This is a genomic window from Lonsdalea populi, assembly GCF_015999465.1.
Lineage (GTDB): Bacteria > Pseudomonadota > Gammaproteobacteria > Enterobacterales > Enterobacteriaceae > Lonsdalea > Lonsdalea populi.
Genome location: NZ_CP065534.1, coordinates 128,015 through 154,150, shown reverse-complemented (window position 1 = coordinate 154,150; position 26,136 = coordinate 128,015). Strand labels below are relative to the sequence as shown.

At 57.9% G+C, this 26,136-nt stretch carries 20 protein-coding genes and 1 pseudogene; 6 read left to right on the top strand and 15 right to left on the bottom strand.

Annotated features, from left to right (window positions below; translation table 11 throughout):
- Nucleotides 1-48: 48 nt before the first annotated feature.
- From rmuC to argC, 4 genes are all read right to left on the bottom strand, one after another.
- Entirely contained in the window at nt 49-1,557 is a 1,509-nt protein-coding gene (rmuC, locus tag I6N93_RS00690) for a DNA recombination protein RmuC (RefSeq protein WP_181458273.1), read from the bottom strand.
- 170 nt (nt 1,558-1,727) lie between these two features.
- Nucleotides 1,728-3,101 (bottom strand): argininosuccinate lyase, encoded by a 1,374-nt coding sequence (argH, locus tag I6N93_RS00685; protein WP_085687014.1) that lies wholly within the window; start codon nt 3,099-3,101, stop codon nt 1,728-1,730.
- A 118-nt stretch (nt 3,102-3,219) separates the two neighbouring features.
- Nucleotides 3,220-3,993, bottom strand: a complete 774-nt coding sequence (gene argB / locus I6N93_RS00680; protein WP_085687012.1) for an acetylglutamate kinase — start codon at nt 3,991-3,993, stop codon at nt 3,220-3,222.
- Nucleotides 3,994-4,016: 23 nt separating this feature from the next.
- Complete coding sequence (argC, locus tag I6N93_RS00675; protein ID WP_085687010.1) at nt 4,017-5,021, bottom strand: N-acetyl-gamma-glutamyl-phosphate reductase; 1,005 nt, start codon at nt 5,019-5,021, stop codon at nt 4,017-4,019.
- A 206-nt stretch (nt 5,022-5,227) separates the two neighbouring features.
- Between argC and argE the strand changes: the two genes are divergently transcribed.
- Together argE and ppc are read left to right on the top strand one after the other, a co-directional pair.
- Complete coding sequence (argE, locus tag I6N93_RS00670; RefSeq protein WP_085687008.1) at nt 5,228-6,379, top strand: acetylornithine deacetylase; 1,152 nt, start codon at nt 5,228-5,230, stop codon at nt 6,377-6,379.
- Nucleotides 6,380-6,909: 530 nt separating this feature from the next.
- Nucleotides 6,910-9,549: a phosphoenolpyruvate carboxylase gene (ppc, locus tag I6N93_RS00665; protein ID WP_085687006.1), complete on the top strand. Its 2,640-nt coding sequence runs from the start codon at nt 6,910-6,912 to the stop codon at nt 9,547-9,549.
- A gap of 153 nt (nt 9,550-9,702) precedes the next feature.
- Here ppc and I6N93_RS00660 read toward each other — a convergent pair whose 3' ends face one another.
- The 4 genes from I6N93_RS00660 to I6N93_RS00645 all read right to left on the bottom strand — a co-directional run bounded on the left by I6N93_RS00660 (nt 9,703) and on the right by I6N93_RS00645 (nt 13,892).
- Nucleotides 9,703-10,485, bottom strand: coding sequence for a tyrosine-protein phosphatase (locus tag I6N93_RS00660; protein WP_085687004.1), 783 nt, complete (start codon nt 10,483-10,485; stop codon nt 9,703-9,705).
- Between the two features lie 32 nt (nt 10,486-10,517).
- The gene (udp, locus tag I6N93_RS00655; protein WP_085687002.1) at nt 10,518-11,276 is read right to left on the bottom strand and encodes a uridine phosphorylase; all 759 of its coding nucleotides are present in this window, start codon (nt 11,274-11,276) and stop codon (nt 10,518-10,520) included.
- A gap of 243 nt (nt 11,277-11,519) precedes the next feature.
- A complete protein-coding gene (locus I6N93_RS00650; protein WP_232100098.1) occupies nt 11,520-12,683 on the bottom strand; it encodes an ABC transporter substrate-binding protein in 1,164 nt (387 codons plus the stop codon).
- A gap of 462 nt (nt 12,684-13,145) precedes the next feature.
- On the bottom strand, nt 13,146-13,892 hold the full coding sequence (locus I6N93_RS00645; RefSeq protein ID WP_085686998.1) for an SDR family NAD(P)-dependent oxidoreductase: 747 nt from the start codon (nt 13,890-13,892) through the stop codon (nt 13,146-13,148).
- A gap of 415 nt (nt 13,893-14,307) precedes the next feature.
- Between I6N93_RS00645 and I6N93_RS00640 the strand changes: the two genes are divergently transcribed.
- On the top strand, nt 14,308-15,318 hold the full coding sequence (locus I6N93_RS00640; protein ID WP_085686996.1) for a GntR family transcriptional regulator: 1,011 nt from the start codon (nt 14,308-14,310) through the stop codon (nt 15,316-15,318).
- Between the two features lie 364 nt (nt 15,319-15,682).
- On the opposite strand, the gene metE is transcribed toward I6N93_RS00640, so the two are convergent.
- Complete coding sequence (gene metE, locus I6N93_RS00635) at nt 15,683-17,950, bottom strand: 5-methyltetrahydropteroyltriglutamate--homocysteine S-methyltransferase (protein ID WP_085686994.1); 2,268 nt, start codon at nt 17,948-17,950, stop codon at nt 15,683-15,685.
- Nucleotides 17,951-18,054: 104 nt separating this feature from the next.
- On the opposite strand from metE, the gene metR reads away from it, so the two are divergent.
- Nucleotides 18,055-18,993 (top strand): HTH-type transcriptional regulator MetR, encoded by a 939-nt coding sequence (metR, locus tag I6N93_RS00630; protein ID WP_085686992.1) that lies wholly within the window; start codon nt 18,055-18,057, stop codon nt 18,991-18,993.
- Here metR and I6N93_RS00625 read toward each other — a convergent pair.
- From I6N93_RS00625 to I6N93_RS00600, 6 genes and pseudogenes are all read right to left on the bottom strand, one after another.
- A complete protein-coding gene (locus tag I6N93_RS00625; protein WP_085686990.1) occupies nt 18,896-19,795 on the bottom strand; it encodes a carboxylate/amino acid/amine transporter in 900 nt (299 codons plus the stop codon). The two genes, metR and I6N93_RS00625, sit on opposite strands and share 98 nt — an antisense overlap.
- 144 nt (nt 19,796-19,939) lie before the next feature.
- A pseudogene (locus tag I6N93_RS00620) lies at nt 19,940-20,347 on the bottom strand (lipid IV(A) palmitoyltransferase PagP); the annotation flags it as partial.
- Between the two features lie 230 nt (nt 20,348-20,577).
- Nucleotides 20,578-21,396, bottom strand: coding sequence for a serine O-acetyltransferase (gene cysE / locus I6N93_RS00615; protein ID WP_085686988.1), 819 nt, complete (start codon nt 21,394-21,396; stop codon nt 20,578-20,580).
- A 109-nt stretch (nt 21,397-21,505) separates the two neighbouring features.
- Nucleotides 21,506-22,522 carry an NAD(P)H-dependent glycerol-3-phosphate dehydrogenase gene (gpsA, locus tag I6N93_RS00610; protein WP_085686986.1) on the bottom strand — a complete coding sequence of 339 codons (1,017 nt, stop codon included), beginning with the start codon at nt 22,520-22,522 and terminating at the stop codon, nt 21,506-21,508.
- Nucleotides 22,522-22,995 (bottom strand): protein-export chaperone SecB, encoded by a 474-nt coding sequence (secB, locus tag I6N93_RS00605; protein ID WP_026738436.1) that lies wholly within the window; start codon nt 22,993-22,995, stop codon nt 22,522-22,524. The genes gpsA and secB overlap by 1 nt, the downstream gene beginning before the upstream one ends.
- Nucleotides 22,996-23,121: 126 nt before the next feature.
- A complete protein-coding gene (locus I6N93_RS00600) occupies nt 23,122-23,556 on the bottom strand; it encodes a rhodanese-like domain-containing protein (RefSeq protein ID WP_232100176.1) in 435 nt (144 codons plus the stop codon).
- 301 nt (nt 23,557-23,857) lie between these two features.
- Between I6N93_RS00600 and envC the strand changes: the two genes are divergently transcribed.
- Nucleotides 23,858-25,135, top strand: a complete 1,278-nt coding sequence (gene envC, locus I6N93_RS00595) for a murein hydrolase activator EnvC (protein ID WP_112147665.1) — start codon at nt 23,858-23,860, stop codon at nt 25,133-25,135.
- 2 nt (nt 25,136-25,137) lie between these two features.
- On the top strand, nt 25,138-26,091 hold the full coding sequence (locus I6N93_RS00590) for a divergent polysaccharide deacetylase family protein (protein WP_085686982.1): 954 nt from the start codon (nt 25,138-25,140) through the stop codon (nt 26,089-26,091).
- Nucleotides 26,092-26,136 lie beyond the last annotated feature (45 nt).

The window sequence follows — 26,136 nt, the reverse complement described above, 5'->3', positions numbered from 1 at the left end:
GTATCCCCCTAGTGCCCGTGAGAAGTTTACACCGCCGCAGTAGGCGCGCTAACCGGATTTTTCGTCATGAAAAGTTTCATTCGGCGCGTCGTCGACGGTATGACACGCCACGCCCATCGCATCACTATCCGACATCAGCGAGGTTCTAATCGGCCGCTTCACTTCCACGCCTAGCGCACGAAATCCTTCCGCCTGGCCAATCAGGTTTCCGCGGCCGGACGCGACTTTTTTCATCGCCTGATGATAGCTGCTCTGAGCCCGGTCGAGATTCTGTCCCAACGTGGTCATATCGTCGACGAACAACCGCAGTTTGTCGTACAGGCGGGACGCCCGCTCTGCGATTTGCTGCGCATTGCGGCTCTGCTGCTCATAGCGCCACAGGTTATTGATGGTGCGAAGGGCCACCAGCAGCGTGGTCGGGCTGACCAGCATAATGTTGTTTTTGAGCGCCTCGGTGATCAATTCCGGCTGTCGGTCGATAGCTAGCAGGAATGCAGGCTCCACCGGAATAAACATCAGCACGTAGTCGAGGGAACGCAACCCCGGAAGTTGCTGGTAATCTTTGCTGCCGAGCAATCGTATGTGGCTGCGAATAGAAGCCAGATGTTCATTGAGCGCGGCGCGCCTATCAAGGTCGTCTTCGCTATTGAAATAGCGTTCATACGCCACCAGCGCCATTTTGGCGTCGATCACCACGTCTTTCCCATGCGGTAAACGGACGATGACATCCGGCTGCATCCTGCCGTTGCTTCCGGTCTGTATGCTGACCTGCGTCTGATATTCGTGCCCTTCCCGAAGTCCGGAGCTTTCCAGCACCCGACTCAGGACCACTTCGCCCCAGTTTCCCTGCGTTTTGTTGTCGCCTTTCAGCGCCTGAGTCAAATTGACGGCTTCCTGCGCCATGCGGGCGTTAAGCTGCTGGAGGTTGCGGATCTCGTGCGCCAGCGTGTGACGCTCGCGGGCTTCCTCGCCAAAGCTGTCCTGTACCTGACGGCGAAAACCGTCGAGCTGTTCCCGAAGCGGCGTCAGCAGCCGGTCCAAACTTAACTGGTTCTGCTGGTCGACCTTCCGGCCGCTTTGTTCGAAAATACGGTTGGCCAGATTTTCGAACTGCGCCGACAGGCGCTGCTCGCTGTTGATCAACAAACGCTGCTTCTCTTCCGCCGCCAACCGCGTCTCTTCCAGCCGGATCGTCACCTCGCGCAGTTCCGCTTCCTGAGCGCCGTTAGCCTCTCGCAGCGCGCGCAGTTCCTGATTGAGCTGCTCGCATTCTGCCCGCAGCGCCGTCATTTGCAGCAGTTTTTCCTGACCTGCCGCCAGCTGTCCATGCAAAAGCCGAAGCTCGCGTTCTTGATCGCTCAGTCGCGTTTGATCCTGCTGGCGCGCCTCCCGGCTCTCGCTCAGGGCCTGATGCGCCTGCTGCAGAGACTGCTCCTGCAACTGCCGTTCGGTTTCATAGCGCGCATGACGCTGCTGTTGTAACAAGCTCGCCACCAGCCAGCCGATCATCAGACCGACGACGCCTCCGCCAATGCCGTAAAAAAGGGTGATTGCCACACCGCCTCCGGGTTCTGTTGCCGCTGCCCGTCAAGGTAAAAGCATGCTGTATGGATGTCCAGAAAGGATTCAGGTCATTACTGGAATTTGGCAGGAAAAAGAGAGGAAATGCGATGCGGATTCAGGAGTGGAATGAAACGGAGGCGGAAAAATCCCGCCTCCTTCACTTATCACGATAAGCTTTGCTTCGCTGCCGCGATAGCCGCAGCAACCTGCTGCGGAGATACGCCGCCTTGCGCCGCACGCTTGTCCAGACAGGACTGTAGCGACAGCACCGGATATACATCGTCTTCAATGACGTCGCTGAACTTTTTCAGTTCACCCAATGACAGGACTTCCAGCGCTTTTCCCTGACGGATGGCTTCCACCACCGCTTCGCCCACGATATGGTGCGCTTCGCGGAACGGCACGCCTTTTGCCACCAGATAGTCCGCCAGTTCGGTGGCGTTGGCATAGCCCTGCTCCGCCGCTTCCTGACAGCGAGGACGCTTAATCTGAATGCCTTCCAGCACCAGCGCGGCCATTATCAGGCTGTCATGCCAGGTATCCAGCGCATCGAACAGACCTTCTTTGTCTTCCTGCATGTCTTTGTTGTAAGCCAGCGGCAGCCCTTTCAGCGTGACCATCATGCCCGCCAGCGCGCCCTGCACGCGTCCGCATTTACCGCGGATCAGCTCCAGCGCGTCCGGGTTTTTCTTCTGCGGCATTAGGGAAGAACCGGACGTCACACGGTCAGACAGCTCGACGAAGGCGGCTTCCCCGCTGTTGAAGAAAATCAGGTCTTCAGCGAAACGCGACAGATGCACCATGCCGATAGACGCGTTGGACAACAGCTCCAGCACATGGTCACGGTCGGACACCGAATCCAGGCTGTTGCGAGTCGCAGAGGCGAAGCCCAGCCAGCCGGCCAACTGTTCACGGTCAATGGGATAGGCCGTCCCCGCCAGCGCGCCGCAGCCCAGCGGACTGACGTCCAGACGAGCCAGCGTATCGGCCAGCCGGCTTTCGTCACGCGCCAACATTTCGTGGTAGGCCAGACACCAGTGAGCGAACGTCACCGGCTGAGCGCGCTGGAGATGGGTATAGCCGGGCATCACCGCATCCTGATTCGCCTCCGCCGTCGCCACCAGCGCCTCGCGCAGATGCCGAAGGGTTTCCCTCAGTTCACCGATTTGCGCTTTACACCACAGTTTCAGGTCGGTGGCGACCTGATCGTTACGGCTACGGCCGGTGTGCAGTTTTTTGCCCAGATCGCCCACCTTTTCAATCAGGCGCTGCTCCACCCAACTGTGAATATCTTCGGCATCGCTTTGCAAAATAGCCTCTGGATCGGCCTGAACTTCCTTTAACAGAACCGTCAGCGCCTGTTCCAACTGCTGCTGTTCCTGTTCGTTCAGTACATTGACCGTCACCAGCGCTTTAGACCACCCGATGGAGCCCGTGATGTCCTGTTCCGCCAAACGGTAATCAAACCGCAGTGAATCGTTGAACTGTTTGAAACGTTGATCTGCTGCCTGACTAAACCGTCCGCCCCACAAAGCCATAACTTTAACTCCCGGTATTCAAATGATGGCGAGCGGATGGCACTCCATCGCCCGCCAGAAACGCTGTTTTACGCTGGCTCGCCCGGTGCGGGCGAATCAGGTATTGATAAACTCGATGCTACGCCGAAATACGTGTGCCGATGGAGACGCCGTTAAATAACGCCGGCAGTTGCTCGGCGTGACGCCAGCTGGCGATATCCACGGGACGGCCCAGCGCGCGCGCAGCGTCCAGCGCGGCGTTGACCTTAACCACCATGCCGTCGGTGATGATGCCTTGGGCGATCAACGCCTCGGCTTTCTCCGCCGTCATCTCTTCGATGCGCTGACCTTTGCCGTCCAGAATGCCGCTGACGTCAGAGAGCAAAATCAGATCCGCGCCCAGCGTCTGAGCCAGCGCCGTCGCCGCCTGGTCAGCGTTGACGTTCATCAGTTCACCTTCCGCGGTCATGCCGATGGAGCTGATGACCGGCAGATAACCGGCCCCCAGCAGCATCGTCAGCAGCGCGGGAGTACCCGCTTCCGCCTTGCCGACATGACCCAGCGCTTCATCCAGCCGCGTCACCACCGTACTGCCGCCGTCAGCCAGACACAGCCCGACGGCCTGAATGTCGTGCTTAACCGCCCATGACAACAGCGTTTTATTGGCGGAGCCCGCCAGCGCGCCGGTGATGATATCGATCTGATCGGCTGGCGTGACGCGCAAACCCTGCTTTTTCACGACGGGCAGCGACAGCTTTTTCATCAGGTCGTCGACCAGACAACCGCCGCCGTGCACGATGACCAGAGGGCGCTGATGCTGCTGACGATACTCAACCAGCGCACCGAACAAACGTTCCAGCGCCTCTTCACTATCCAACAGTACGCCACCGAGCTTGATAATTAACGGATTCATGGGTCTTTGCGCCTCAGAAATAATCAGAGTAAGGACTGGGTTTCAGGGAAACCAAAACGAATATTCATGCACTGGACTGCCTGCGCCGCCGCGCCTTTCAGCAGGTTGTCTTCGGTGGACACCACAATCAGATGTTCATCCTGCACCGAGAAACCGATATCGCAAAACGGCAGGCCGACCACGGATTTCAGCGCCGGAACGCCTTGCGCGTAGAGCCGGACCAGCGGCTTATCGTGGTAGGCGTTGTAGTAGGCTTCAGCCACGTCCTGTGCGGTCACGCCGGGACGCAGACGGCAGGTAATCGTTGCCAGAATACCGCGCGGGAAATTGCCCAGATGCGGGGTAAAAATCACCGGAATTCCCAGATGCGCGGCAATTTCGGGCTGATGTCGATGGGTGAAGAGGCCGTAGGGCTGCAGGCTGACCTCGCAGAAGCTGTTGGTCATGGTGGCCTTGCGTCCGGCACCGCTAACGCCGCTGGTGGCGTCGATGACGGGCCACTGGTCGGTATTCAGCAGACGGCTTTCCACTAGCGGCTTCAGCGCCAGCTGAGAGGCCGTGGGATAGCAACCCGGCACGGCGATCAGCTGCGCCTGTTTGATCTCTTCAGCCTGCCACTCGGCCAGACCGTACACGGCCTGCGCCAGCCAGTCGGCATGCTGATGGTCGAAGCCGTAATAGCGACTGTAAAAATCGGCGTCCTGCACGCGAAAGGCCCCGGACAGGTCAAACACCGTGCAGCCCGCCGCCAAAAATTGCGGCGCCAGATCGTGGCTCACCTTATGGTCGGTGGCTAAAAACACCACGTCGACGCCTTTGGCCGCGTCGGCAACGTCGGTGAGCGGCTGGACAGGCAGGTCGATAACGCCTTTAAGCTGGGGATGCAGATCGGAGAGTAATTTTCCCGCATCTACACTTTGCGCTGAAACCGCCAAAGCGGTTATGTTCATCTGAGGATGACGGTTCAGGTACAGTGCCAGCTCCGCGCCGGTATAACCACTTGCACCAACTATCAACGTATTCAACATGAGATCCGTATACCTTTGTTATATCGTGATCGGTGAGACGAGAGCCGGGGACTGATGCGGAATAAGCCGCTCCCCCCACGATGCCAGAAAAAGCACAAGTGCGGTCCGCGCCGCAGTTTGTGATGTTCTTTCACCTGGCAATACTGTATTTTTATTCACAAAAAATGCATGAATATTGATACTATTCAAACCAGAGGCTGTCAACAGTGAAGATGAATTTACCCCCGTTTATTGAGCTGTACCGGGCATTAATCGCCACACCATCCATTAGCGCCGCCGATAGCGACCTGGACCAAAGTAATGAAACCTTAATCAACCTGTTGGCAGGCTGGTTTACCGATCTGGGCTTTCGCGTCGAAGTGCAGCCCGTTCCCGGAACACATCATAAATTTAATATGCTGGCGCGCCGGGGAGAAGGCAGCGGCGGGCTGCTGCTGGCGGGCCATACCGATACCGTACCGTTTGACGACGGGCGCTGGAGGCGCGATCCCTTCACCCTGACCGAACACGATAATCGGCTTTATGGTCTGGGTACCGCTGACATGAAAGGGTTCTTCGCTTTCATTCTGGATACGCTGCGCGACCTCGATCCGGCCACGCTCTCCAAACCGCTTTATATTCTGGCGACGGCCGACGAAGAGACCACGATGGCGGGCGCCAAATACTTCTCCGAGTCCACGCGCATCAGACCGGATTGCGCCATCATCGGCGAGCCCACCTCGCTGCAGCCGGTGCGCGCGCATAAAGGCCATATGTCTAAAGCAATCCGTATTCAGGGCCAGTCAGGCCACTCGAGCGATCCGTCGCGCGGGGTCAATGCCATTGAACTGATGCACGAGTCCATCACCCACCTGATGAAGTTGCGTAATACCCTGCAAGAGCGCTATCACAACCCCGCGTTCCACATCTCCTACCCGACGATGAACTTCGGGCATATTCACGGCGGCGACGCGGCCAACCGCATCTGCGGCTGCTGCGAACTGCATATGGACATTCGCCCATTGCCCGGTATGGCGTTGAACGATATCAACGGGCTGGTGACCGAGGCGCTGGAGCCGGTCAGTTCCCGGTGGCCGGGACGCTTGACCGTCAACGAGCTGCATCCGCCCATTCCCGGCTATGAGTGTCTCGCCGACAGCCCTTTGGCGCAGGTGGTGGAAAAGTTGTTGGGACAACCGACGGAAGTGGTGAACTACTGCACCGAAGCGCCGTTCATCCAGCAGCTCTGCCCGACGCTGGTGCTCGGCCCCGGCTCCATCAATCAGGCGCATCAGCCGGATGAATATATCGACACCTCTTTCATCAAGCCGACTCGCACGCTGATTGCACAGCTGATTCATCGTTTCTGCCAGCACTAAGCTCTCTGTCTTGCCTGTCGTCGACGGGCAAGATCCGTTCTCCTCCATGCCGGTGAAAACTTACCCGTTTTTCCACCGAGCCCGACTGCCGGTGGCGTAGAGGGACAAGCTGCAACGCCTTTCCGCCAACCTCCGCTTAAAAATTTATTCTGAATAATCGCGAAATAAGCAGTGATGGACGCTACCACAACGGGATTTACGTGAAATAAAAAACCACAAAACAGACTAAATTTGGCACAATTAATTACGAGAAAACATAAAAACCATGCTGGTTCACGCGTTTTTATCGTTATTGGGCATCCCGTCAGCCCTTGTCCTGCCTGGGTTTATTTGGCCTTAATAAGCTAGTCTTATCTCGTCGATCATGTGATTAAATTTCGCAAATTGCCTTTTCACTACAGAAACGGTTACAACTGTAAAGATAGCGCTGACTACAGACGGGCGCGATCCTCCATTGCCAGACAACATCATCACTCCACTTTTGAAGCGTAATATTTTTACAGGACAACGAGAGACGGGTCGGGACAAATATGAATGAACAATATTCCGCAATGCGCGGCAACGTCAGTATGCTCGGCAAATTGCTTGGGAACACCATCAAAGACGCATTGGGAGAAAACATACTAGAGCGTGTTGAAACCATTCGAAAACTTTCCAAAGCCTCTCGTGCAGGCAGCAACGAGCATCGACAAGAGCTGCTGAATACGCTGCAAAACCTTTCTAACGAGGAACTTCTGCCCGTCGCGCGCGCTTTTAGCCAGTTTCTCAACCTGACCAACACCGCCGAGCAATATCACACCATCTCACCGCATGGAGAAGCGGCCAGTAACCCGGAAACGCTGGCGCTGGCTATCCGCCGCCTGAAAGACAGCGACAAACTGGACGAAAATCAGATCCGCGAGGCCGTGGAATCGCTCTCTATTGAACTGGTTCTGACCGCGCATCCCACGGAAATTACCCGTCGTAGCCTAATTCATAAGCTGGGTGAGGTGAATCATTGCCTGAAACAGCTCGACCACGACGATTTGGCGGATTATGAGCGCCACCAGATCATGCGCCGTCTGTGTCAGCTTATCGCCCAGTACTGGCACACGGATGAAATCCGAAAAGAGCGCCCAACGCCGGTCGATGAAGCCAAATGGGGCTTTGCCGTGGTCGAAAACAGCCTGTGGGAAGGCGTTCCCGCCTTTCTGCGCGAACTGGACGAACAACTGGAGCAAGAGCTCGGTTATCGTCTGCCGGTAGAGGCGACGCCCGTCCGATTTACGTCGTGGATGGGGGGAGACCGTGACGGCAACCCTAACGTCACGGCAAAAATCACCCGTCGCGTGCTGCTGCTGGGTCGCCGAAGAGCGGCGGCGCTGTTCCTGAACGATGTGCAGGAACTGGTATCCGAACTGTCCATGTCCGCCTGTACGCCTGAGTTGCAGAAGTTGGCGGGCGGCGACAGCGTTCAGGAACCCTACCGCCAGTTGATGAAGAGAATGCGCGCTCAGCTTGTCGCGACGCTGAACTATCTCGATACCCAGCTTGATGGAAAATCCGCCCCCGAGCCTCAGGACCTGCTGGTCTGTAACGAGCAGCTGTGGGACCCGCTTTACGCCTGTTACCGCTCTTTGCACACCTGCGGCATGGGGATTATCGCCGACGGTCAGCTGCTGGATACCATGCGCCGCGTACACTGCTTCGGCGTGCCGCTGGTCCGCATCGACGTCCGTCAGGAAAGCACCAATCACACCGAAGCGATCGCCGAAATCACCCGTTATCTGGGACTGGGCGACTATGAGAGCTGGTCGGAAGCCGACAAACAGGCTTTCCTGATCCGCGAACTGAATTCCAAACGTCCGCTGCTGCCGCACCAGTGGCAACCAAGTCCAGAAACGCAGGAAGTGCTGGATACCTGCCAGGTCATCGCGCAAACCCCGCAGAACGCCATCGCGTCTTACGTCATTTCGATGGCGCGCACGCCGTCCGACGTTCTGGCCGTCCACCTGCTGCTCAAGGAAGCCGGTTGCCCCTACACGCTGCCGGTAGCTCCGCTATTTGAAACGCTGGATGACCTGAACAACGCCGACAGCGTGATGACGCAGCTCCTCAACATCGACTGGTATCGCGGCGTGATCCAGGGCAAACAGATGGTGATGATCGGCTATTCCGACTCGGCCAAGGACGCGGGGGTGATGGCGGCCTCCTGGGCCCAATATCGCGCGCAGGATGCGCTGATTAAAACCTTCGAGAAATATGGCGTAGCGCTGACGTTATTCCATGGTCGCGGCGGCTCCATCGGCCGAGGCGGCGCCCCGGCGCATGCCGCACTGCTGTCGCAGCCGCCGGGAAGCCTGAAAGGCGGTCTGCGCGTCACCGAACAGGGCGAGATGATCCGCTTCAAGTTCGGTCTGCCGGAAGTCACCATCAGCAGCCTGTCGCTGTATACCTCCGCAATCCTGGAAGCTAACCTGCTGCCGCCGCCGGAGCCCAAGAAAGAGTGGCACCACATCATGGACGAGCTCTCACGTATCTCCTGCGATATGTACCGCTACTACGTCCGCGAAAATCCAGAGTTCGTCTCCTATTTCCGCGCGGCAACGCCGGAACCGGAGCTGGGCAAACTGCCGCTGGGGTCGCGCCCGGCCAAACGTCGTCCGAGCGGCGGGGTGGAAAGCCTGCGCGCCATTCCGTGGATTTTCGCGTGGACGCAGAACCGCCTGATGCTGCCGGCCTGGCTGGGCGCGGGCGCGGCTTTGCAGAAGGTGATGGACGACGGCAAGCAGGAGCAGCTGGAAGCGATGTGCCGCGACTGGCCGTTCTTCTCCACCCGTATCGGCATGCTGGAAATGGTTTTCTCTAAAACCGACCTGTGGCTGGCGGAATACTACGATCAGCGTCTGGTGGGGGAAGATTTGTGGCCGCTGGGGCGTCAGCTGCGCGGACAGTTGGAAAAAGACATCAAAGCGGTGTTGACCATCTCCAACGACGACCACCTGATGGCGGACCTGCCTTGGATCGCGGAATCCATCTCGCTGCGCAACGTCTATACCGACCCGCTCAACGTTCTGCAGGCCGAATTGCTGCACCGCTGCCGCCAGCAGGAGACGCCGGACCCGGATGTAGAGCAAGCATTGATGATCACCGTCGCCGGGGTCGCCGCAGGAATGCGCAATACTGGCTGACGCCCGTCCGTCAAACGGCGGCGACGCACCCAGCCCGTTTGGCCGCGACAACGCGTTCTGCGCCGTTGTCGCGGCCAGACGAGATCGCTATATGCGGACCAGTCATGCCCCATCACCGTGCGGCAAGGTCGGCCCGCCTTTTTGCTATCGCGCTTAATCCAGATAGCGTTCTCGTAGGCGTTCCCGCGCTGGCGCATCCAATCCGTAATCCCGCATCAACCAGTTGTCTATCGAGCCGTGTCGCTCACGGATCGTCCGCAGCGCGGTCTGCAAAAATTCCTCTCGAGCCGATAAAATGAAAGCGAACGGCCGCATTGCCGCCTCGCCCAGCACAGGCGTCAGCTCTTCCATCAGGCGCTGGCGGAATGGCTCCAGCGTGGTTTCCGTCAGAAGATAGTCTTCCATGACCGTCTGTTCATCCGCGCCCAGCGCGAATAACACCAGCGCGACGCCGACGCCGGTCCGGTCCTTGCCCACCGCACAATGCTGCACCAGCGCGCCCTCGCCCGGCGCCTGCAACAGTTGGACCAGATGACGGTAGGCGCTGTTTTCGAACGGCAGCCGTTCGTAGACGGTGAGCATGAAAGCGCGCGCATCCAGCTCGGCCAGCGTCTCCGCCCCCAGCGATTCAAGATTGGCGGTCACCTCATGACTCGGCGGATTAGCCGGGACGGCGTGATAACTGACACCTTCCCATAGCCGGTCAGGACGCAGCGCGGCCTCCGAGATATCGCGATAGTCAACCACGTGCGCAACCGGCACCTCAGCCAGAAACGTAAGATCCCGATCGTTCAGTTCATTCAGTGACCCCGCACGCAGCAGCTTGCCGGGGCGGACTCGCCGACCGTCGGCCGTAGCCAGCCCGCCTAGATCGCGAAAATTGATCCCGCCGTTCAGCGGCAGGACGGAAGGGTGCAGCATCTTGGCTAACGTCATAGCATTCCTTTAATGAGTTGGCATGAATGGATTCAGGAAAGCAGCGTAAGCGCCGCCGCCAGCACCACGTTCACCGACGCGGTTTCGGCCAGCTTCATCGTCGCGACGTCCGGGATCTCCTGCTTACTGCGATTCACAATAATGCCCGCGACCATCCCCGCGCGCAGCCCCTGGCTGGCGCACATCGTCAGCAACGTTGCGGACTCCATTTCATAGTTCAGCACCCCCATGCTCTGCCACTCCTCCATCGACCCGCGGAAACGGCGCACGACCCGGCTTGAGAAGGTGTCGTAGCGCTCCTGTCCCGGATAAAACGTATCGGAAGAGGCGGTGATGCCGACGTGCAGCGTATGACCGGCGGCGCGAGCCGCCTCCACCAGCGCCGACGTGCAGGCGAAGTCCGCGACGGCCGGGTATTCCATCGGCGCAAAATGCAGGCTGGCGCCATCGAGACGTACCGCCGCCGTCGTCACCAACACATCGCCTACGGCGATATGAGGCTGGATCGCTCCGGTCGTGCCGACGCGCAGAAACGTGCGGACACCCAGCTGCGCAAGCTCTTCCACCACAATCGACGTAGACGGCCCGCCGATGCCGGTCGAGCAGATAATCACCGGCTGTCCCGCCAGTTCGGCGCGCCAGGAAGTGAATTCTCGATGGGATGCCAGAAATACCGGGTTCTCCATCAGACGGGCGATTTTCTCAACCCGCGCCGGATCGCCCGGAACAATCGCCAGTTCGGCGCCGAGCAAATCTTCCTTTGTTAATCCAAGGTGAAATACGTCTGACATATCGCTCTCCATCGGTGTAGTAAATTCAGAGGGTATCACCCTAACCTAGCGCCGTTCGCCCGGTGACTCAGTGAGCGTGACCGATCGCTAAAGGATCATCATTTCCTGATACCACTCTATTATGAATAAATTTTCCATAAGGCGATGAGGGCGGCGATATCGCTCAGCCAGCGCGAGGTATCGGCACCACGACCGTTGCTCCAACATCGCGTAAGCAAGGCGATCGCCGCCGTCTGTCAGCGATCAGGCGTGGATGAAGCCCTGCCAGCGCCGCACGAGATAGTTGTGCTCATCCATCACCGAATTCCAGACGGCGATATGCCCTATACGCTGCTCGTAGCTCCCCCCGTCGCGCAGTTCGCCCGGCATAATCAATGGATTGCCGCGGGTATCCGGCAGCGTTTCGGCTGCGGGTTTACCGCCGTACCAGAAATCCCATTCGGCGTCGGAGAGATACGCGCGCGTGCGCTGCGGATTGGAAATATAGTAGCCCTGTCGCGCCATGACCGCCCCCGGCCAGCCGGACTGCCACCAGTTCAGGTAATCATAGGCAGCCTCTTTCAAACGCCCGCTGACACAACGCGATAGCGAAAGGCCGCCGTACCAGGCGCGATAGCCCTCTTTCGGCACCGCCAGCTTGAACCCTTTTTGGCGGAAGTGATGCCGAAAGTACGTCGGCGCCCACAGGCTCTGTATGCATACCAGTTGATTACCGATGAGTTTGCTGGCTTCGTCATGCGTAGAACCCAGCGCGGCAAAATGCCCTTGCCTGCGCAGACCGGCCAATATATCGGTCAGCAGGTCGATCTCTTCCAGCGTCAGGTTGCCCACGTTGCCGAACTTGAACAGTCCACGCGCTTGCACCGCCAGCACGGCGTCCAACACGCCTATCGAAGCGTCATCCTGCAACGCGACCTTGCCAAAGAATGCGGGATTCACCAGCCATCCCCAGCTCTCCTCCGTACCGATTAGCGACGCGGGCAGTTGCTCAACCTGGTACGCGAAGCTGTCTGTGTTGTGCGTCAGCGGGAGCATGCTGATTCGATCGGTAGGATTGGCGCCCAGCTCACCGTTCTCCTGCACATAGAGGCGATGAGAAGGTACGCTGCCGCAGCTCAGCGTTTGACCGGGATACAGCGTGCCTCGTTTGGGGAGATCGTTAATTTCATCCCAATACTGCAACCTAGCGATCTCAAGCGGCTGGATCGCCTGCGCCGGCCAGACAAAGTCGATATTGTGAAACCATTGGTCATACAGATCGTAACTTTCAGGGTGCATGACCGCAATGCGCTGCGCTTCTTTGACGCTGCATACCCGATAGTCGATACGCAGGCCTAAATCCTGCTCGGCTTGCTGGCGCAGCAGCTCCAGCAGCGTCACTGAGGTTCCCAGTACTCGTAAGGTCACACCGCTGCTCTTCATCATTGCCCGCCGCTTGTCATGATCAATGGCGTCTGAAAGCGCCTACTGACGCTTTCGCGTCCTGAAATGCGAATCTCCCGACTCATGATGTTTCCTCGCCGCAAGGGCGCAGGCATGTCACCGGCGGTTTGCCGACGTGCTGACGGGGAGAAAAGCGAAGAGATCCCCGAAGAGCGATGGGGAGGTGCATTTTTTTCACGATAATAATACCCTCCAAGCTTAATTGAGGTGGACCATGCCAACATCTCCTCCACGGGCGAACCGTTAAACCGTCCTGAGAACCCTCGTGTTGCCATAAATTCTGGCGCGCTCGCGCCAATTTGTGCGGGCGTGTGAGCACGTTATTGCGTCACCATTGTCCAGAATCGACGATACCGCAATCGTCAACCAACCGCAGTTGGCGGCGTTCAGGATCTTCGCTCAAACCCAACGCCGGCATTTTGTGGGTCATGGCATAACATCGCCGGAATTCGGCCCCAGCGTTTGACCGACAAAGAGGTTGCCGCCAGGATCGCTGGCCAGCAGCAGCGCGGCCGGTGCGACCTCGTCAGCCTTGCCAAACCGTCCTAACGGCAGCTCCGTGGCTTTGGCTTTTTTCCAGTCGCTACTGATGCCGTCAATCATCGGCGTCGCGATCGGGCCGGGAGCAATGGCGTTGACCAATACGTTGTGCGGAGCCATCTCCAGCGCCAGCGACTTGGTGAATCCAATGACGCCGGCTTTCGCCGCCGCATAGTGGCACAGCTCGGCCCCTCCTTTGATACCCAGCTGAGAGGCGATGTTGATGATGCGCCCCCAGCGCTGGCGCCGCATCCACGGCAGCGCCCGCTGGGAAGAGATAAATACGCTGCGCAGGTCTACCGCCATCATTTCCTCCCACATCTCCAGCGTAATCGCTTCACAAAGTGACTGCGTCAACCGCCCCGCATTGTTGACCAGTACATCAATACCGCCGTAGTGCCGGATGCAGTCGTCAACGCTTTGCTGCGCACCCGACGGCGTGCCGACATCCACAATGCTGCCATGGCATTCAACCCCGCGTTGGCGACAGCGCTCGACGACGTGTTCCAGTCCTCCCGCATCGCGATCGGACAACAATAGACGCGGCCCGTTGTGTGAGAAAAGTTCAGCGATAGCGGAGCCGATACCGCTGGCTGCGCCGCTGATAACAATGCGTTTACCCTGTAATGACATCCTATTCTCCCTAATCCGGCCGATGTGAATGGGCCGTCGTCAATCATAAAAAACGCTGTCCCGGCACAGAGAACCAGCCAAGGCCAGCCGGGTGAAAATATCAAATGAACCAATGACTCTTCGTCAGATAAATGGGCGACTGAGACAACAAAAAATAAAAGGTTATCGCCAACAGCAAAAATAGTAGATAGATGTATCGACGCCGCTTAAAAAAAGGTCACATACCAACATCTCTACCCGAAAGCTCACTGACAGAATGAGTGTTAGCCATAAACGTATCTTAATATTAAAGCATCCATTATAGGGTCTGTATTGCCCAGACAACCTCTTCATCAACCGCTATCAGTCACGCACATCGCCGTAGAGGTGTGCAATAATGACGGCATACGCATGGCAGGAGACGATGTCATAAAGGATGTTAACTACACACGATGATAAAAAGCCGGACATTCGCGGCACAGCACGTTACGAAATGATCCATCAGGTATTGCAGCAGGCCATCAAAGCAAAAACGTTGCCTGTCGGATTGGTTATGCTGGAAGGACCGCTAGCCGAATTGTTCGGTACCAGCCGTGTTCCCGTCCGCCGGGCTCTCGGACTGTTGCATGAAGAAGGGTTGATCAGTCGCTTCGAAGGCCGTGGCTTCATCGTGGCGTCAGAAGACCCGGAAATCGAGCCTGTTCGTATGCCGCTCAACCGCACCATGCTTGGGTTTGATCAGCAGCAAGAGCTGGTGGACACACGCAGCACCGGTGAAAAAGTGCTCAGCGACCTGCATGTAGCGCTGTCCACCTGTATGGTCTTTGGTCATTACCAGCTTAACGAGGCCAGAGCAGCTGAGTTTTACCACGTTAGCCGCAACGTCATCCGCGAAAGCCTGATGCGGCTGCGCGATCGCGGTCTGGTCGAGAAAGAGCCCTATTCCCAATGGCTGGCCGGGCCGCTAACCGCCCGTGAAATTCGCGAGCATTACGAAGTTCGGGCCAGTCTTGAACCCACAGCGCTGCGGCGGGCCGGGCCGCGTATCCCTCCAGAACACATCGAAGCCAGCCTGACGCATATTGAACGCATTCGAACCAGCAAGGTCAGCACGGGAGCCGAACTTGAGCAGGTTGAAGACGATCTTCATCTGCTCAGTCTCGAGTTTGCGGGCAACCGCACGCTGGTCGATATTCTTCGGCAAAGTCACTCCACCCTGACTATCGCGCGCATCTTCCATGAAACACTTTCACTGCCCGTTGATGACGCCATGGTGAATGAGCATCAGGTTATCTATGAACAACTGTTAGAAGGGCGCTGGGACCTCGCGGCGCAGACGCTGGATGAGCATCTGGCGAATGCTCAAAATCGAACGCTGAAAAAGCTGAAGGTCCTGTCCGTACTCCCGGAACCCACGCTCCCCCCCTATCTCCACCGCCTCAGTTGACCAATAGCGTTTTCAGACGGCGAAGATCCTTTTGTCCAGCGAAGACATGCCAAAAGCGAAGAAGCCCACCGAACAGCCAACGCCTTCACGATAGCGACCCACGCGCCACGCCGCCGTGTTAACAGCGGCGGCTGAATTCGGTGAAATAGGCAGATGACCTGGCGTTCGCCTGAACGCCGCACCAGGCGCTAAAAACATGATGGTTAAATAAGATCGCCGGGACGGATGGGGAAAATGCGAACTGAACGGTCAGGACACGAAATAAAAAAACGGGGAAACGATCGTTCCCCCGTTGAGACATGCTGGCGACTGATGCGTCCCGGCAAAACACCGGGACACTGACGGACGGCTCTCTCGTCGGCTATCAGGCCTGCGTTTCACGCAGACGTTTGGCCGCCTGCACCATGTTGGCCAGTGATTGACGCGTTTCCGGCCAACCGCGGGTTTTCAGACCGCAGTCCGGGTTCACCCACAGACGGTCGGCAGGGACGTATTCCGCCGCCTTGCGCAGCAGCGCCTCAATCCATTCCACGCTTGGGACGTTCGGCGAATGAATGTCGTAGACGCCGGGGCCGATTTCGTTCGGATATTCGAACTCTTCGAACGACTCCAGCAGCTCCATGTCGGAACGCGAGGTTTCGATGGTAATCACATCGGCATCCAGCGCAGCGATGGAATCCATGATGTCGTTGAACTCGCAGTAGCACATATGGGTGTGGATCTGCGTGTCGTCCTGAGCAATCGCGGCATTCAGACGGAACGCTTCCACGGCCCATTCCAGATAGGCTTTCCAGTCGGAGCGATGCAGCGGCAAACCTTCGCGCAGCGCCGGTTCGTCGATCTGGATGATGCCGATGCCGGCTTTTTCCAAATCTTCGACTTCGTCACGCAGCGCCAACGCAATCTGCTTGGCGATGGTTTCACGGCTGACGTCTTCACGCGGGAATGACCAGCACAGGATGGTCACAGGACCGGTCAGCATGCCTTTCACCGGCTTGCTGGTTAAGGACTGCGCGTACTTCGCCCACTCGACGGTGATCGGTTCCGGGCGGCTGATGTCACCGATAATGACTGGCGGTTTCACGCAGCGGGAGCCGTAGCTCTGTACCCAACCGTTCTGCGTAAAGACGAAACCGTCCAAATGTTCCCCGAAATACTCGACCATGTCGTTACGCTCGGCTTCACCGTGCACCAGAACATCCAGATCCAGGCGCTCTTGCTCGGTGATCGCCTGTTTGATGTGCTCGGCAATTCCCGTCCGATAGTGCTGACCATCCAGGCGCCCCTGTTTGAAGTCCAGACGCAGGCTGCGGATTTCGGTGGTTTGCGGGAATGAACCGATGGTCGTCGTCGGCCATGACGGCAGTCGGAAGCGGGCGCGTTGGGCTTCAGCACGCTCTGGATAAGGATGCTGACGCTGACTATCTTTCGCCACAATGGCGGCCAGACGTTTTTCCACCGCCGCATTGTGTACGCGGGTTGAAGTGCGGCGAGCGCGGATCGGCGCGCTGTAAACTTCCAGCGGCTTACCGTCGCTGCTGTTCAGCGCGGTGGTCAACAGTGACAGTTCACTGCATTTTTGCAGCGCGAAGGCGAACCAGCTTTTCACTTCATCGTCGAGACGCGTTTCTACGCTCAGGTCGATGGGGCTATGCAAAAGCGAGCAAGAGCTACCGATCCACAACGCACGTTTCCCAACCAGCGGCTGCAGACGTTCGTACCAGGCGCTGAGGTCCGCACGCCAGACGTTACGGCCGTTGATCACGCCGAGAGACAGCACCCAATCCGCCGGTAGCTGAGCGTTCAGCGCAGCGGCGTCGTCTTTGCCGTGCACCAGGTCAACGTGCAGCCCCTGAACCGGCAGCGCCTTTATGGTATCCAGATTCTGGCCGATGCTATCAAAATAGGTGGTCAGCAGCAGTTTCACCGGACCCTGCAGCGCATCGTAGGCTGGTTTGAACGCCGACAGCCATTTGTCTTCGAGTTCCAGCGCCAGCGCCGGCTCGTCGATTTGTACCCATTCAATGCCGCGTTTCGCCAGTTCGCCCAGAACCTGCTTGTATACCGGCAGGATATCGTTCAGCAGCGACAGGCGATCAAACGCCTCGCCTTTCACTTTACCCAGCCACAGATAGGAAACCGGTCCCAACAGGACGGGTTTGACTTTATGACCCAGCGCCAGCGCTTCATCGACTTCATCCAGCAGTTGCGTCCAGGTCAGTTTGAAACGCTGACCCCGGGTAAATTCAGGCACCATGTAGTGGTAGTTGGTATTGAACCACTTGGTCATTTCCGCTGCAGCAGCCGGTTCCCCGGTTGGCGCACGACCACGGCCGATGCGGAACAGCGTATCCAGATCGACAGAACCATTCGCGTTCCGGTGACGCGCCGGCACGTTGCCGAGCAGCAGACTGGTGGTTAATACATGATCGTACCAGGCAAAATCGCCCACCGGCAGCAGGTCCACGCCGGCATCCTTTTGTTGTTGCCAGTGGCGGGCGCGCAGATCGCGGCCCACGGCCAGCAGTTCTTCCTGGGTGATGTTCCCTGCCCAATAGCTTTCCTGTGCTTTTTTCAGCTCACGACGCAAACCGACGCGAGGAAAACCGAGAGTATGATTTACAATTGCCATGCTTGAATTCCCATTTAGCCGTCCAGATGTTTACACATCCATAATCCGCAGGTAGTGTAGTCAGCACAAGCGCAATTTATTCACTGTCACTGTGAAGGACTCTCATGATCGAACTTAAACACTTACGGACGCTGCTGGCGCTGCGCAATACGGGATCGTTAGCCGCCGCCGCCGCACAGCTCCATCAAACGCAATCCGCGTTATCGCATCAATTTAGCGATCTGGAACAACGTTTAGGATTCCGGCTATTCGTCCGTAAGAGCCAACCGCTGCGATTCACTCCGCAAGGGGACATCCTGCTGCAGTTGGCGGAGCAGGTGCTGCCGCAAATCCAGCAGGCGCTGCAGGCCTGCCACGAGCCTCACCAGGCCACGCTGCGTCTGGCCATTGAATGCCACAGCTGCATTCAGTGGCTGACGCCGGCGCTGGACAATTTTCATCAGAGCTGGCCGCAGGTCGCCATGGACTTCAAGTCCGGCGTCACGTTCGACCCGCAGCCCGCTCTGCAGCAAGGAACGCTGGATCTGGTGATGACTTCGGATATTTTGCCGCGCAGCGGCCTGCACTATTCGCCGTTGTTCGACTTCGAAGTCCGGCTGGTGCTGTCCCCCGACCATCCGCTGGCGGCCAAAGCGCAGATCGACCCGGAAGATCTCAGTGAGGAAACGCTGATGATCTACCCCGTGCAGCGCCAGCGCCTGGATATCTGGCGTCACTTCCTGCAGCCAGCGGGCGTCAGCCCGGCGCTGAAGAGTGTAGACAATACGCTGCTGCTTATCCAAATGGTGGCGGCCCATATGGGGATCGCCGCGCTGCCGCACTGGGTGGTGGAAAGCTTCGAGCGTCAGGGACTGGTCGTCACCAAAACGCTGGGGAAAGGATTGTGGAGCCGACTGTACGCCGCCGTGCGCGATGGCGAGCAGCGTCAGCCGGTGATTGATGCTTTTATTCGTTCGGCGCGTCAGCACGCCTGTTCGCATCTGCCGTTCGTGCGGGACGCATCACAACCCAACGCTGATGCACCCACAACGACGACAGAATAACGGCCGAGCCGACGAAAAAGCTCGGCCAATGCGGTCGTTCCTGCCAAATCGCAAAATTGACCAGCAGGCCTGCCGGAACGTGAAAGTTGTTCATAATGCCCAGCGTTCCGGCATCCACCTGCGTCGCGCCGTAGTTCCACATGAAATAACCCATCCCGGAAGCCCCAATGCCCAGCCATACGAGTACACCCCACTGCACCGGGGTGGTCGGCAGCTTGTGCGCGTTGCCGAACAGCAGCCAGGCCACCACCGAGACGCCCAGCGCCCCCAGATAGAACCACGAGAATGCGCTGTGCTGCGGCATGGGATAGACCTCCATCAGCCGCTTATACCCGACCTGTCCGACGGCGAAGAAGATATTGGCCGCCTGTACCAGCATCAGGCCCCACCAGAACTGTCCGCTGATGCCGTCGTACCGAATCACCGCCGCGCCCGCCACGGCCAGTAGGGCGCTGAGCGCGTAGCCCCATCGCAGCGGCTCACGCTTTAGCAGATCGTAAATCAGCGTCACATACAGCGGCGTCATGACGGTAAACAGCAGGAACTCCGGCACGGTGAGATAGAGATAGGCCTGGAAAGCGAACAGGTACATGATGCCCAGCTGGCAGGCGCCCACCAGCAGATAAAGCAGCAGCGCTCGCGGCGCATAGCCCCGCCAGCGCAGGAAAGGCAGAAAGATCAGGGCGGCGAGCCCGACGCGCATCAACACCGAAAACCAGCTGTCGACGTGACCCGCCAGGTATGCGCCAATCAGGCTGAAGGAAAAGGCCCACAGAATTGTCGTTACGATGAGTAATGGCACGGGGTGACTCGCTCAAATAGCACTCAACAGGAACCGCTATTGTAAATGAGTTCAGCGCGCGATTTTTCATAAATATGGTTGACAACCGAACAAATAAAGCGCAACCGTCAGCCACATTTCACATTGAGGGCTTAGAACTGCCATCGGCTGCCAGCGTTTTTCGTAGCCGTAGCCCCCAATCGGCTCCCGTTTGTTAAATGAGTCCTTGAACGCCATCAGATACAGGCCGTGCCAGTCGCCGTCCTCATCCAGCCGAGACACGCCGAAGCCCGCGCCCCACGGACGCTCATTGTAACTCTCGGCATTTTCCTTATCGTAAGTCCAGCGGTTGTGTCAGGTAATCGCCGGCACATAGAGGTCGTAGGACTGCGACGCGTTCCAGGTCGTGGACAGGGTGGTTTTGGCGCGTTGCCAGAACCCTGTCTCCGATGCCGTCGTTTCCTGCTCACTCACATTTGCGGAAACATGATTGGAATCGACCTCCGAAGCCATAACAGGCGCCGAGAGTACGGTCAAAAGGGGTAAACACCGCGAAGGTACAGCTAATTTCAACAACATACCCTGTTCTCAATCACTCATAATACGCGCGTAGACGCCGTCAAGGCGGTATCTTTTCAGAGGGTGCGGCGATGGGGAAAAATAGAAATAATACGTATGGTCTCAGGCAGAAAAATTGCGTCGCTCTTCAGGAAGATCACACCACAAGGACAGACGACGCAAAGCGTTTCGCCCGAGTGTGCGCCTCATTCCAGAGCGCTTGAGAGCATCAAGATCGACGGCGCTCAAATGCCGTCTCCGTATTCAAAACCGTGAGCGCCGTTGAAATACTGATCCATATCCATGGAAGGTTTATCTGTTTCAGGTCGGCCCACGATACGCGCCGGCACACCGGCGGCGGTGGTATGAGGAGGAACCGGTTGCAGCACCACGGAACCGGCGCCGATTTTGGCTCCACGTCCTACCTCAATATTTCCTAAAATTTTGGCGCCAGCGCCGATCATCACCCCTTCACGGATTTTAGGATGGCGATCGCCGGACGTTTTACCGGTTCCGCCCAGCGTGACCGACTGAAGAATCGACACATCGTTTTCCACGATAGCGGTCTCGCCGATGACGATCCCGGTCGCATGGTCCAGCATGATGCCGCAGCCGATGCTCGCCGCAGGATGGATATCCACCCCAAAGGACACGGAGATCTGATTTTGAAAGTAGGCCGCCAGCGCCCGACGATCCTGCTGCCAGAGCCAATGCCCGATGCGGTAGGCCTGCAGCGCGTGAAACCCTTTCAGGTAGAGCAATGGCGTAGAGTATTTATCCACCGCCGGATCGCGCAGGCAGACGGCCTGAATGTCGCGCGCGGCGGAGACAATCATCTGAGGATCGGCCCCGTAGGCCTCTTCCAGCACTTCACGAATGGCAATGGCGGGCATGGTGGAACTGGCCAGCTTGTTTGCCAGCATGTAGCTCATTGCGCTGCCCAGATTCTCGTGTTTCAGCAACGTCGCATGAAAAAAACTGGCCAGCATGGGTTCGCAGTCGGCCAGACTGCGCGCCTCATCTTTGATGTTTTTCCAGACCAGCTCTAATTCATCATTCGACATTACAACCGTCCTCCGAATTCCGTCGCGTGCTAAAGTCATGTCTTCTGTACGCTGGGCAAAACGAGATAAGCGCCGTCAAACGGCGCATATCGTTCTCCTCGAAAAGGGATTAGCTGGCGCTCTCGTCTTTACGCGACCGGCCCAGCAGGCTCAGCGCGGCCTCTCGTGCATCTTTGCCGCAGTAAAGCACCTGCCACAACTGTTCGGTAATCGGCATCTCAACGTTAAGGCGCGTTGAAAGGGCCATGACTTCTTTCGTGTTGCGGTAGCCTTCAACAACCTGTCCAATCTGGTCACAGGCCGCATCCACGCTCATCCCCTGCCCCAGCATCATCCCGAAACGCCGGTTACGCGACTGATTGTCGGTACAGGTCAAGACCAAATCGCCCAATCCGGCCATTCCCATAAACGTCGAGGGATCCGCCCCCAACGCAACGCCCAAGCGGGTCATCTCGGTCAGACCGCGGGTAATCAATGCCGTCCGGGCATTCGCGCCGAAGCCCATCCCGTCGGACATCCCCGCGCCGATGGCGATAACGTTTTTAACTGCGCCGCCCAGTTGCACGCCGATGAAATCCGGATTGCGATAAACCCGGAAACTTTTGCCGCAGTGCAGCAGTTCCTGCAGATCATCGGCAAACAGGCTGTCCGTCGACGCCAGTGCGATCGCGGTAGGCAGACCGGCAGCCAGCTCTTTGGCGAACGTCGGTCCCGACAGCACCGCCAAAGGTATTGCATCGCCCAACGCTTCTCGTGCCACATCCTGCAACAGGCGCCCGGTTTCGGCTTCCAGCCCTTTGGTCGCCCAAACGATGCGCGCATCCGCACGCAGATACGGTTTGATCTGGCGCAATACGTCGCCAAACACATGGCTCGGCACAACCACCAGAATATTTCGGCTGGCGGCCACGGCACGCGTCAGATCGCTCTCCAGCAGCAACGTATCCGGAAAAGGCACGTCCGGTAGAAACGCCTGATTGCACCGGGCATCCTGCAACGCCTGCACGTGGGCAGGGTCATGCCCCCAGAGCACAACGTTATGGCCGTTGCGCGCCAGTGTGATCGCCAGTGCAGTGCCGTAGGATCCGGCACCGATAACGGCCATGGAAGCGTCAGGCATGTTCATCAGGCATCCAGCTGCGGCGCGGCGGCGCCTTCTTCGGATGCTTGCTGTTCCAGGTAGTTCATGAACAGCGCATCAAAGTTGACCGGCGCCAGGTTCAGCTGCGGGAAAGTACCGCGAGAAACCAGACTGGTGATGCATTCGCGCGCATACGGGAACAGTACGTTCGGGCAGTAAGCGCCCAGGCAGTGAGCCAACTGCGGGCCTTCCAGACCGGAAACAGTGAAAATACCCGCCTGCTGAACTTCGCACAGGAACGCCGTTTCTTCACCCAGCAGCGCAGTCACCGTGACGCGCAGCACCACCTCGTAGACGTCGTCGGCCAGCTGGCTAGACGCCGTATCCAGATCCAGTTTGACCTCAGGGCTCCACTCCTGCTGAAACACCTGCGGTGCCTTCGGCGCTTCGAAAGAGATATCTTTGGTGTAGATACGCTGGATTTGGAATGAGGTTTCGACGTTGTTGTGTTCGGACATAGTTGAAAATACCTTTTTTGTTAGATTTCCCTGACGCGCTTCCCTGTCTGCGGAAAGTCAACGCCAGCGCTAAGGGCCCCGCGCCCGGTCAATCATTGCCGCGGGCGCGACGGACGGCCGTCCCGGTTACTTGCCGCGCACCAATGGAAGGTTTTCGCCGCTCCAGCCCGCAAGACCGTCTTTCAGGATCGCAACACGGGTAAAGCCCGCGCTGAAGAGCTGCTCCGCCGGCTGACGGGAAGACATCCCGTTAGCGCAGACCACGATGACCGGCTGATCCTTGTGCTTTTCCAGTTCGCCCAGGCTACCGTTTTTAATATCGTTGGGTAACAGGTTGATGGAACTGGCGATGTGGCCACGGCGATACTCTTCACGCGTGCGCAGATCGACAATAACCGCATCTTCTTTGTTGATCTGTCGGATCGCTTCTGTACGAGCAACCTCTTTCACCTTTGAAAACTTACTTTTAAACGTAAGCACGATAACCAGAACAAGCAACACAACCCAAGCCAGGCTGAGGATCGGGTGTCTGCTAACGAATGGCATGATCTCTTGCATAATGTCTTGCATGAGGTGTAACGACTCCGGAATCAGTTAAGCAATCAATATTGAGGCGTTTGAGTATACCTGCGCGATAGGGCAATTACAGCCTGAAAGCCAATATCGCCGAGCGAATCTGCGCGTAGCGACATAAAAACCCGCAAAAAAGCGGCATGCGCGATCATTTATGCGGAGCGTCTTCCACTTATCTATTATTGATCTCATTCCGGCCTGCGTCGGTGTCTCTCGCACACAGTTAGTAATAGAAAGCCTGAGTGAGACAACTGGTCAGCGGCTGAGCATCGTGGAATAATCCATCATCATGAATAAAAGCGCGTTTTCTGTACCATTAGGGACAACCGGCCGCCGACGTCGGCGACTATACTGCGCCAGTGCATTGTGCATTGGCGCTTTACTGTTGCCGTTCCGCAGCGGGGCCGACGACAACCAGCAACAGCTCAAATCTCTGCAGCAGAACATCGCCGCTAAAGAGAAGAGCGTGACGGAGCAGCAACAGCGGCGCAGCGCTCTGCTGGAGCAGTTGAAACGCCAGGAACAGTCTATTTCACAATCCAGCCGCCAGCTGCGGGAAACGCGCGGCACGTTGGAGAGTCTCGCGCAGGAAATCAAGGCGCTCAACGCCTCCATCGCCAAACTGCAGTCGCGACAGAAAGCGCAGGAGCAACTGCTCTCACAACAGCTGGATGCCGCCTTCCGTCAGGGTCAGCACAGCGGAATTCAACTCATTCTGAGCGGCGAGGAAAGCCAGCGTCGCGAACGCATTCTGGCGTACTTCGGATATCTGAATCAGGCCCGTCAGGAATCTATCGCCCATCTGCAGCAAACGCGCACCGACCTTGCGCAGCAAAAACAGGCGCTGGGAGACCGGCTGGCGCGTCAGCAAAGTTTGCTCAGCGAACAACAGCAGCAGCAGAAAACCCTGGAACAGGCCCAGGGCGAACGCCAGAAGACGCTTAGCACGCTCGAAAGCACGCTGGAAAAAGACCGGCAGCAATTGACCGAACTGCGCCAGAACGAAGCCCGTCTGCGCGATAAAATCGCCCGCGCCGAGCGCGAAGCCCGCGCGCGCGCCGAGCGAGAAGCCCGAGAGGCCGCACGCGTCAGAGAAAAAGAAGATAAGGCGAAACGCAGCGGCACCCGCTACACCCCCACCGACAGCGAACGTTCTCTAATGGCGCGCACCGGCGGGCTGGGAAGACCGGATGGACAGGCCTACTGGCCGATTCGCGGTCAAACCCTGCACCGTTACGGCGAGCCATTGCAGGGCGAACTCCGCTGGAAAGGACTGGTGATCGGCGCGCCGGAAGGCTCCGAGGTCAAAGCCATCGACGACGGCAGCGTACTGATGGCCGACTGGCTGCAAGGCTACGGTCTGATGGTGGTGATTGAGCACGGCAAAGGCGACATGAGCCTATATGGATATAACCAGAGCGCATTGGTGTCCGTCGGCGACAAGGTCAAGGCAGGACAAGCCATCGCGCTCGTCGGCACCAGCGGCGGACAAAGCCAGCCGGCGCTCTATTTTGAAATTCGGCGTCAAGGTCAGGCCGTTAACCCACTCCCCTGGTTAGGAAGGTAGTTTTGCGTCCATTTATTTCTCGCGTTATTTCGGCTATCGCCCTGTGTGGCCTGATTGTTCCGGCCTGGGCCGGCAAACTGTCTATTGTTATCGACGACTTCGGCTACCGCCTCCACAATGAACGACAGGTCCTGGCCATGCCGACGGCGATTTCCGTCGCGGTGCTGCCGAACGCGCCGAACGCGCGAGAAATGGCGACGCAAGCCCACCAGCAGGGGCGCGAAGTCCTGATCCATCTGCCCATGGCTCCGATGAGCAAACAGCCGTTGGAGCGAGACACTCTGCGACCGGACATGAGCAGCGAAGAGATCCAGCGCATTCTGCGTGAGGCGGTCGGTAAGGTGCCCTATGCCGTCGGGCTTAATAATCATATGGGCAGCGCCATGACCGCCAGCCTGCCGGGCATGCAGAAAGTGATGCAGGCCATGGCCGCTTACCGTCTCTACTTTCTGGACAGCATGACGATAGGCAGCAGCCAAGCCAGCCGCGCGGCGGAAGGCACCGACGTTAAAGTCATCAAACGCAGGGTTTTTCTGGATGACAGCCAGAACGAAGCCGACATTCGCAAACAGTTCAGCCGAGCCGTTGAGTTGGCCCGCCGCAACGGCTCCGCCATCGCCATCGGCCATCCGCACCCCAATACCCTCCGCGTACTGCAACAAATGTTGCCCACGCTGCCCTCCGATATCGTGCTGGTACGGCCTAGCCAGCTATTGAACGAACCTCAGGACCCCCAGCGGTACCGACCTTTGCCGGTCTATACCGCCTCGAAACACACGTTCCGTCCGCCGTCGCAGTGTCGGGCTAAACGCCCCTTGCCGCCGATGCCCCAACCGCAGGTGCTTAGCCAGCTTAGCGAAAACATGGGCCGCAGTGCTCCCATCGTCTACCTCAAGCAGCGTTGGCAGACCTGGACGGGCGATCCCCTCATCAGTACGCCACCGGCAGAAAAATAATGCCAGGCTGTCCGCTGGAAAATGAAATGCTATGATAGCGCCCAA

Bases quoted from the DNA above. Each gene is read 5' to 3' on its own strand.
- I6N93_RS00640 (WP_085686996.1), top strand. From the start codon at position 14,308: ATGTTAACTACACACGATGATAAAAAGCCGGACATTCGCGGCACAGCA.
- metR (WP_085686992.1), top strand. From the start codon at position 18,055: ATGATCGAACTTAAACACTTACGGACGCTGCTGGCGCTGCGCAATACG.
- secB (WP_026738436.1), bottom strand. From the start codon at position 22,995: ATGTCCGAACACAACAACGTCGAAACCTCATTCCAAATCCAGCGTATC.
- ppc (WP_085687006.1), top strand. From the start codon at position 6,910: ATGAATGAACAATATTCCGCAATGCGCGGCAACGTCAGTATGCTCGGC.
- cysE (WP_085686988.1), bottom strand. From the start codon at position 21,396: ATGTCGAATGATGAATTAGAGCTGGTCTGGAAAAACATCAAAGATGAG.
- I6N93_RS00660 (WP_085687004.1), bottom strand. From the start codon at position 10,485: ATGACGTTAGCCAAGATGCTGCACCCTTCCGTCCTGCCGCTGAACGGC.
- envC (WP_112147665.1), top strand. From the start codon at position 23,858: ATGAATAAAAGCGCGTTTTCTGTACCATTAGGGACAACCGGCCGCCGA.
- gpsA (WP_085686986.1), bottom strand. From the start codon at position 22,522: ATGAACATGCCTGACGCTTCCATGGCCGTTATCGGTGCCGGATCCTAC.
- argC (WP_085687010.1), bottom strand. From the start codon at position 5,021: ATGTTGAATACGTTGATAGTTGGTGCAAGTGGTTATACCGGCGCGGAG.
- argH (WP_085687014.1), bottom strand. From the start codon at position 3,101: ATGGCTTTGTGGGGCGGACGGTTTAGTCAGGCAGCAGATCAACGTTTC.
- I6N93_RS00645 (WP_085686998.1), bottom strand. From the start codon at position 13,892: ATGTCATTACAGGGTAAACGCATTGTTATCAGCGGCGCAGCCAGCGGT.
- argB (WP_085687012.1), bottom strand. From the start codon at position 3,993: ATGAATCCGTTAATTATCAAGCTCGGTGGCGTACTGTTGGATAGTGAA.
- udp (WP_085687002.1), bottom strand. From the start codon at position 11,276: ATGTCAGACGTATTTCACCTTGGATTAACAAAGGAAGATTTGCTCGGC.
- metE (WP_085686994.1), bottom strand. From the start codon at position 17,950: ATGGCAATTGTAAATCATACTCTCGGTTTTCCTCGCGTCGGTTTGCGT.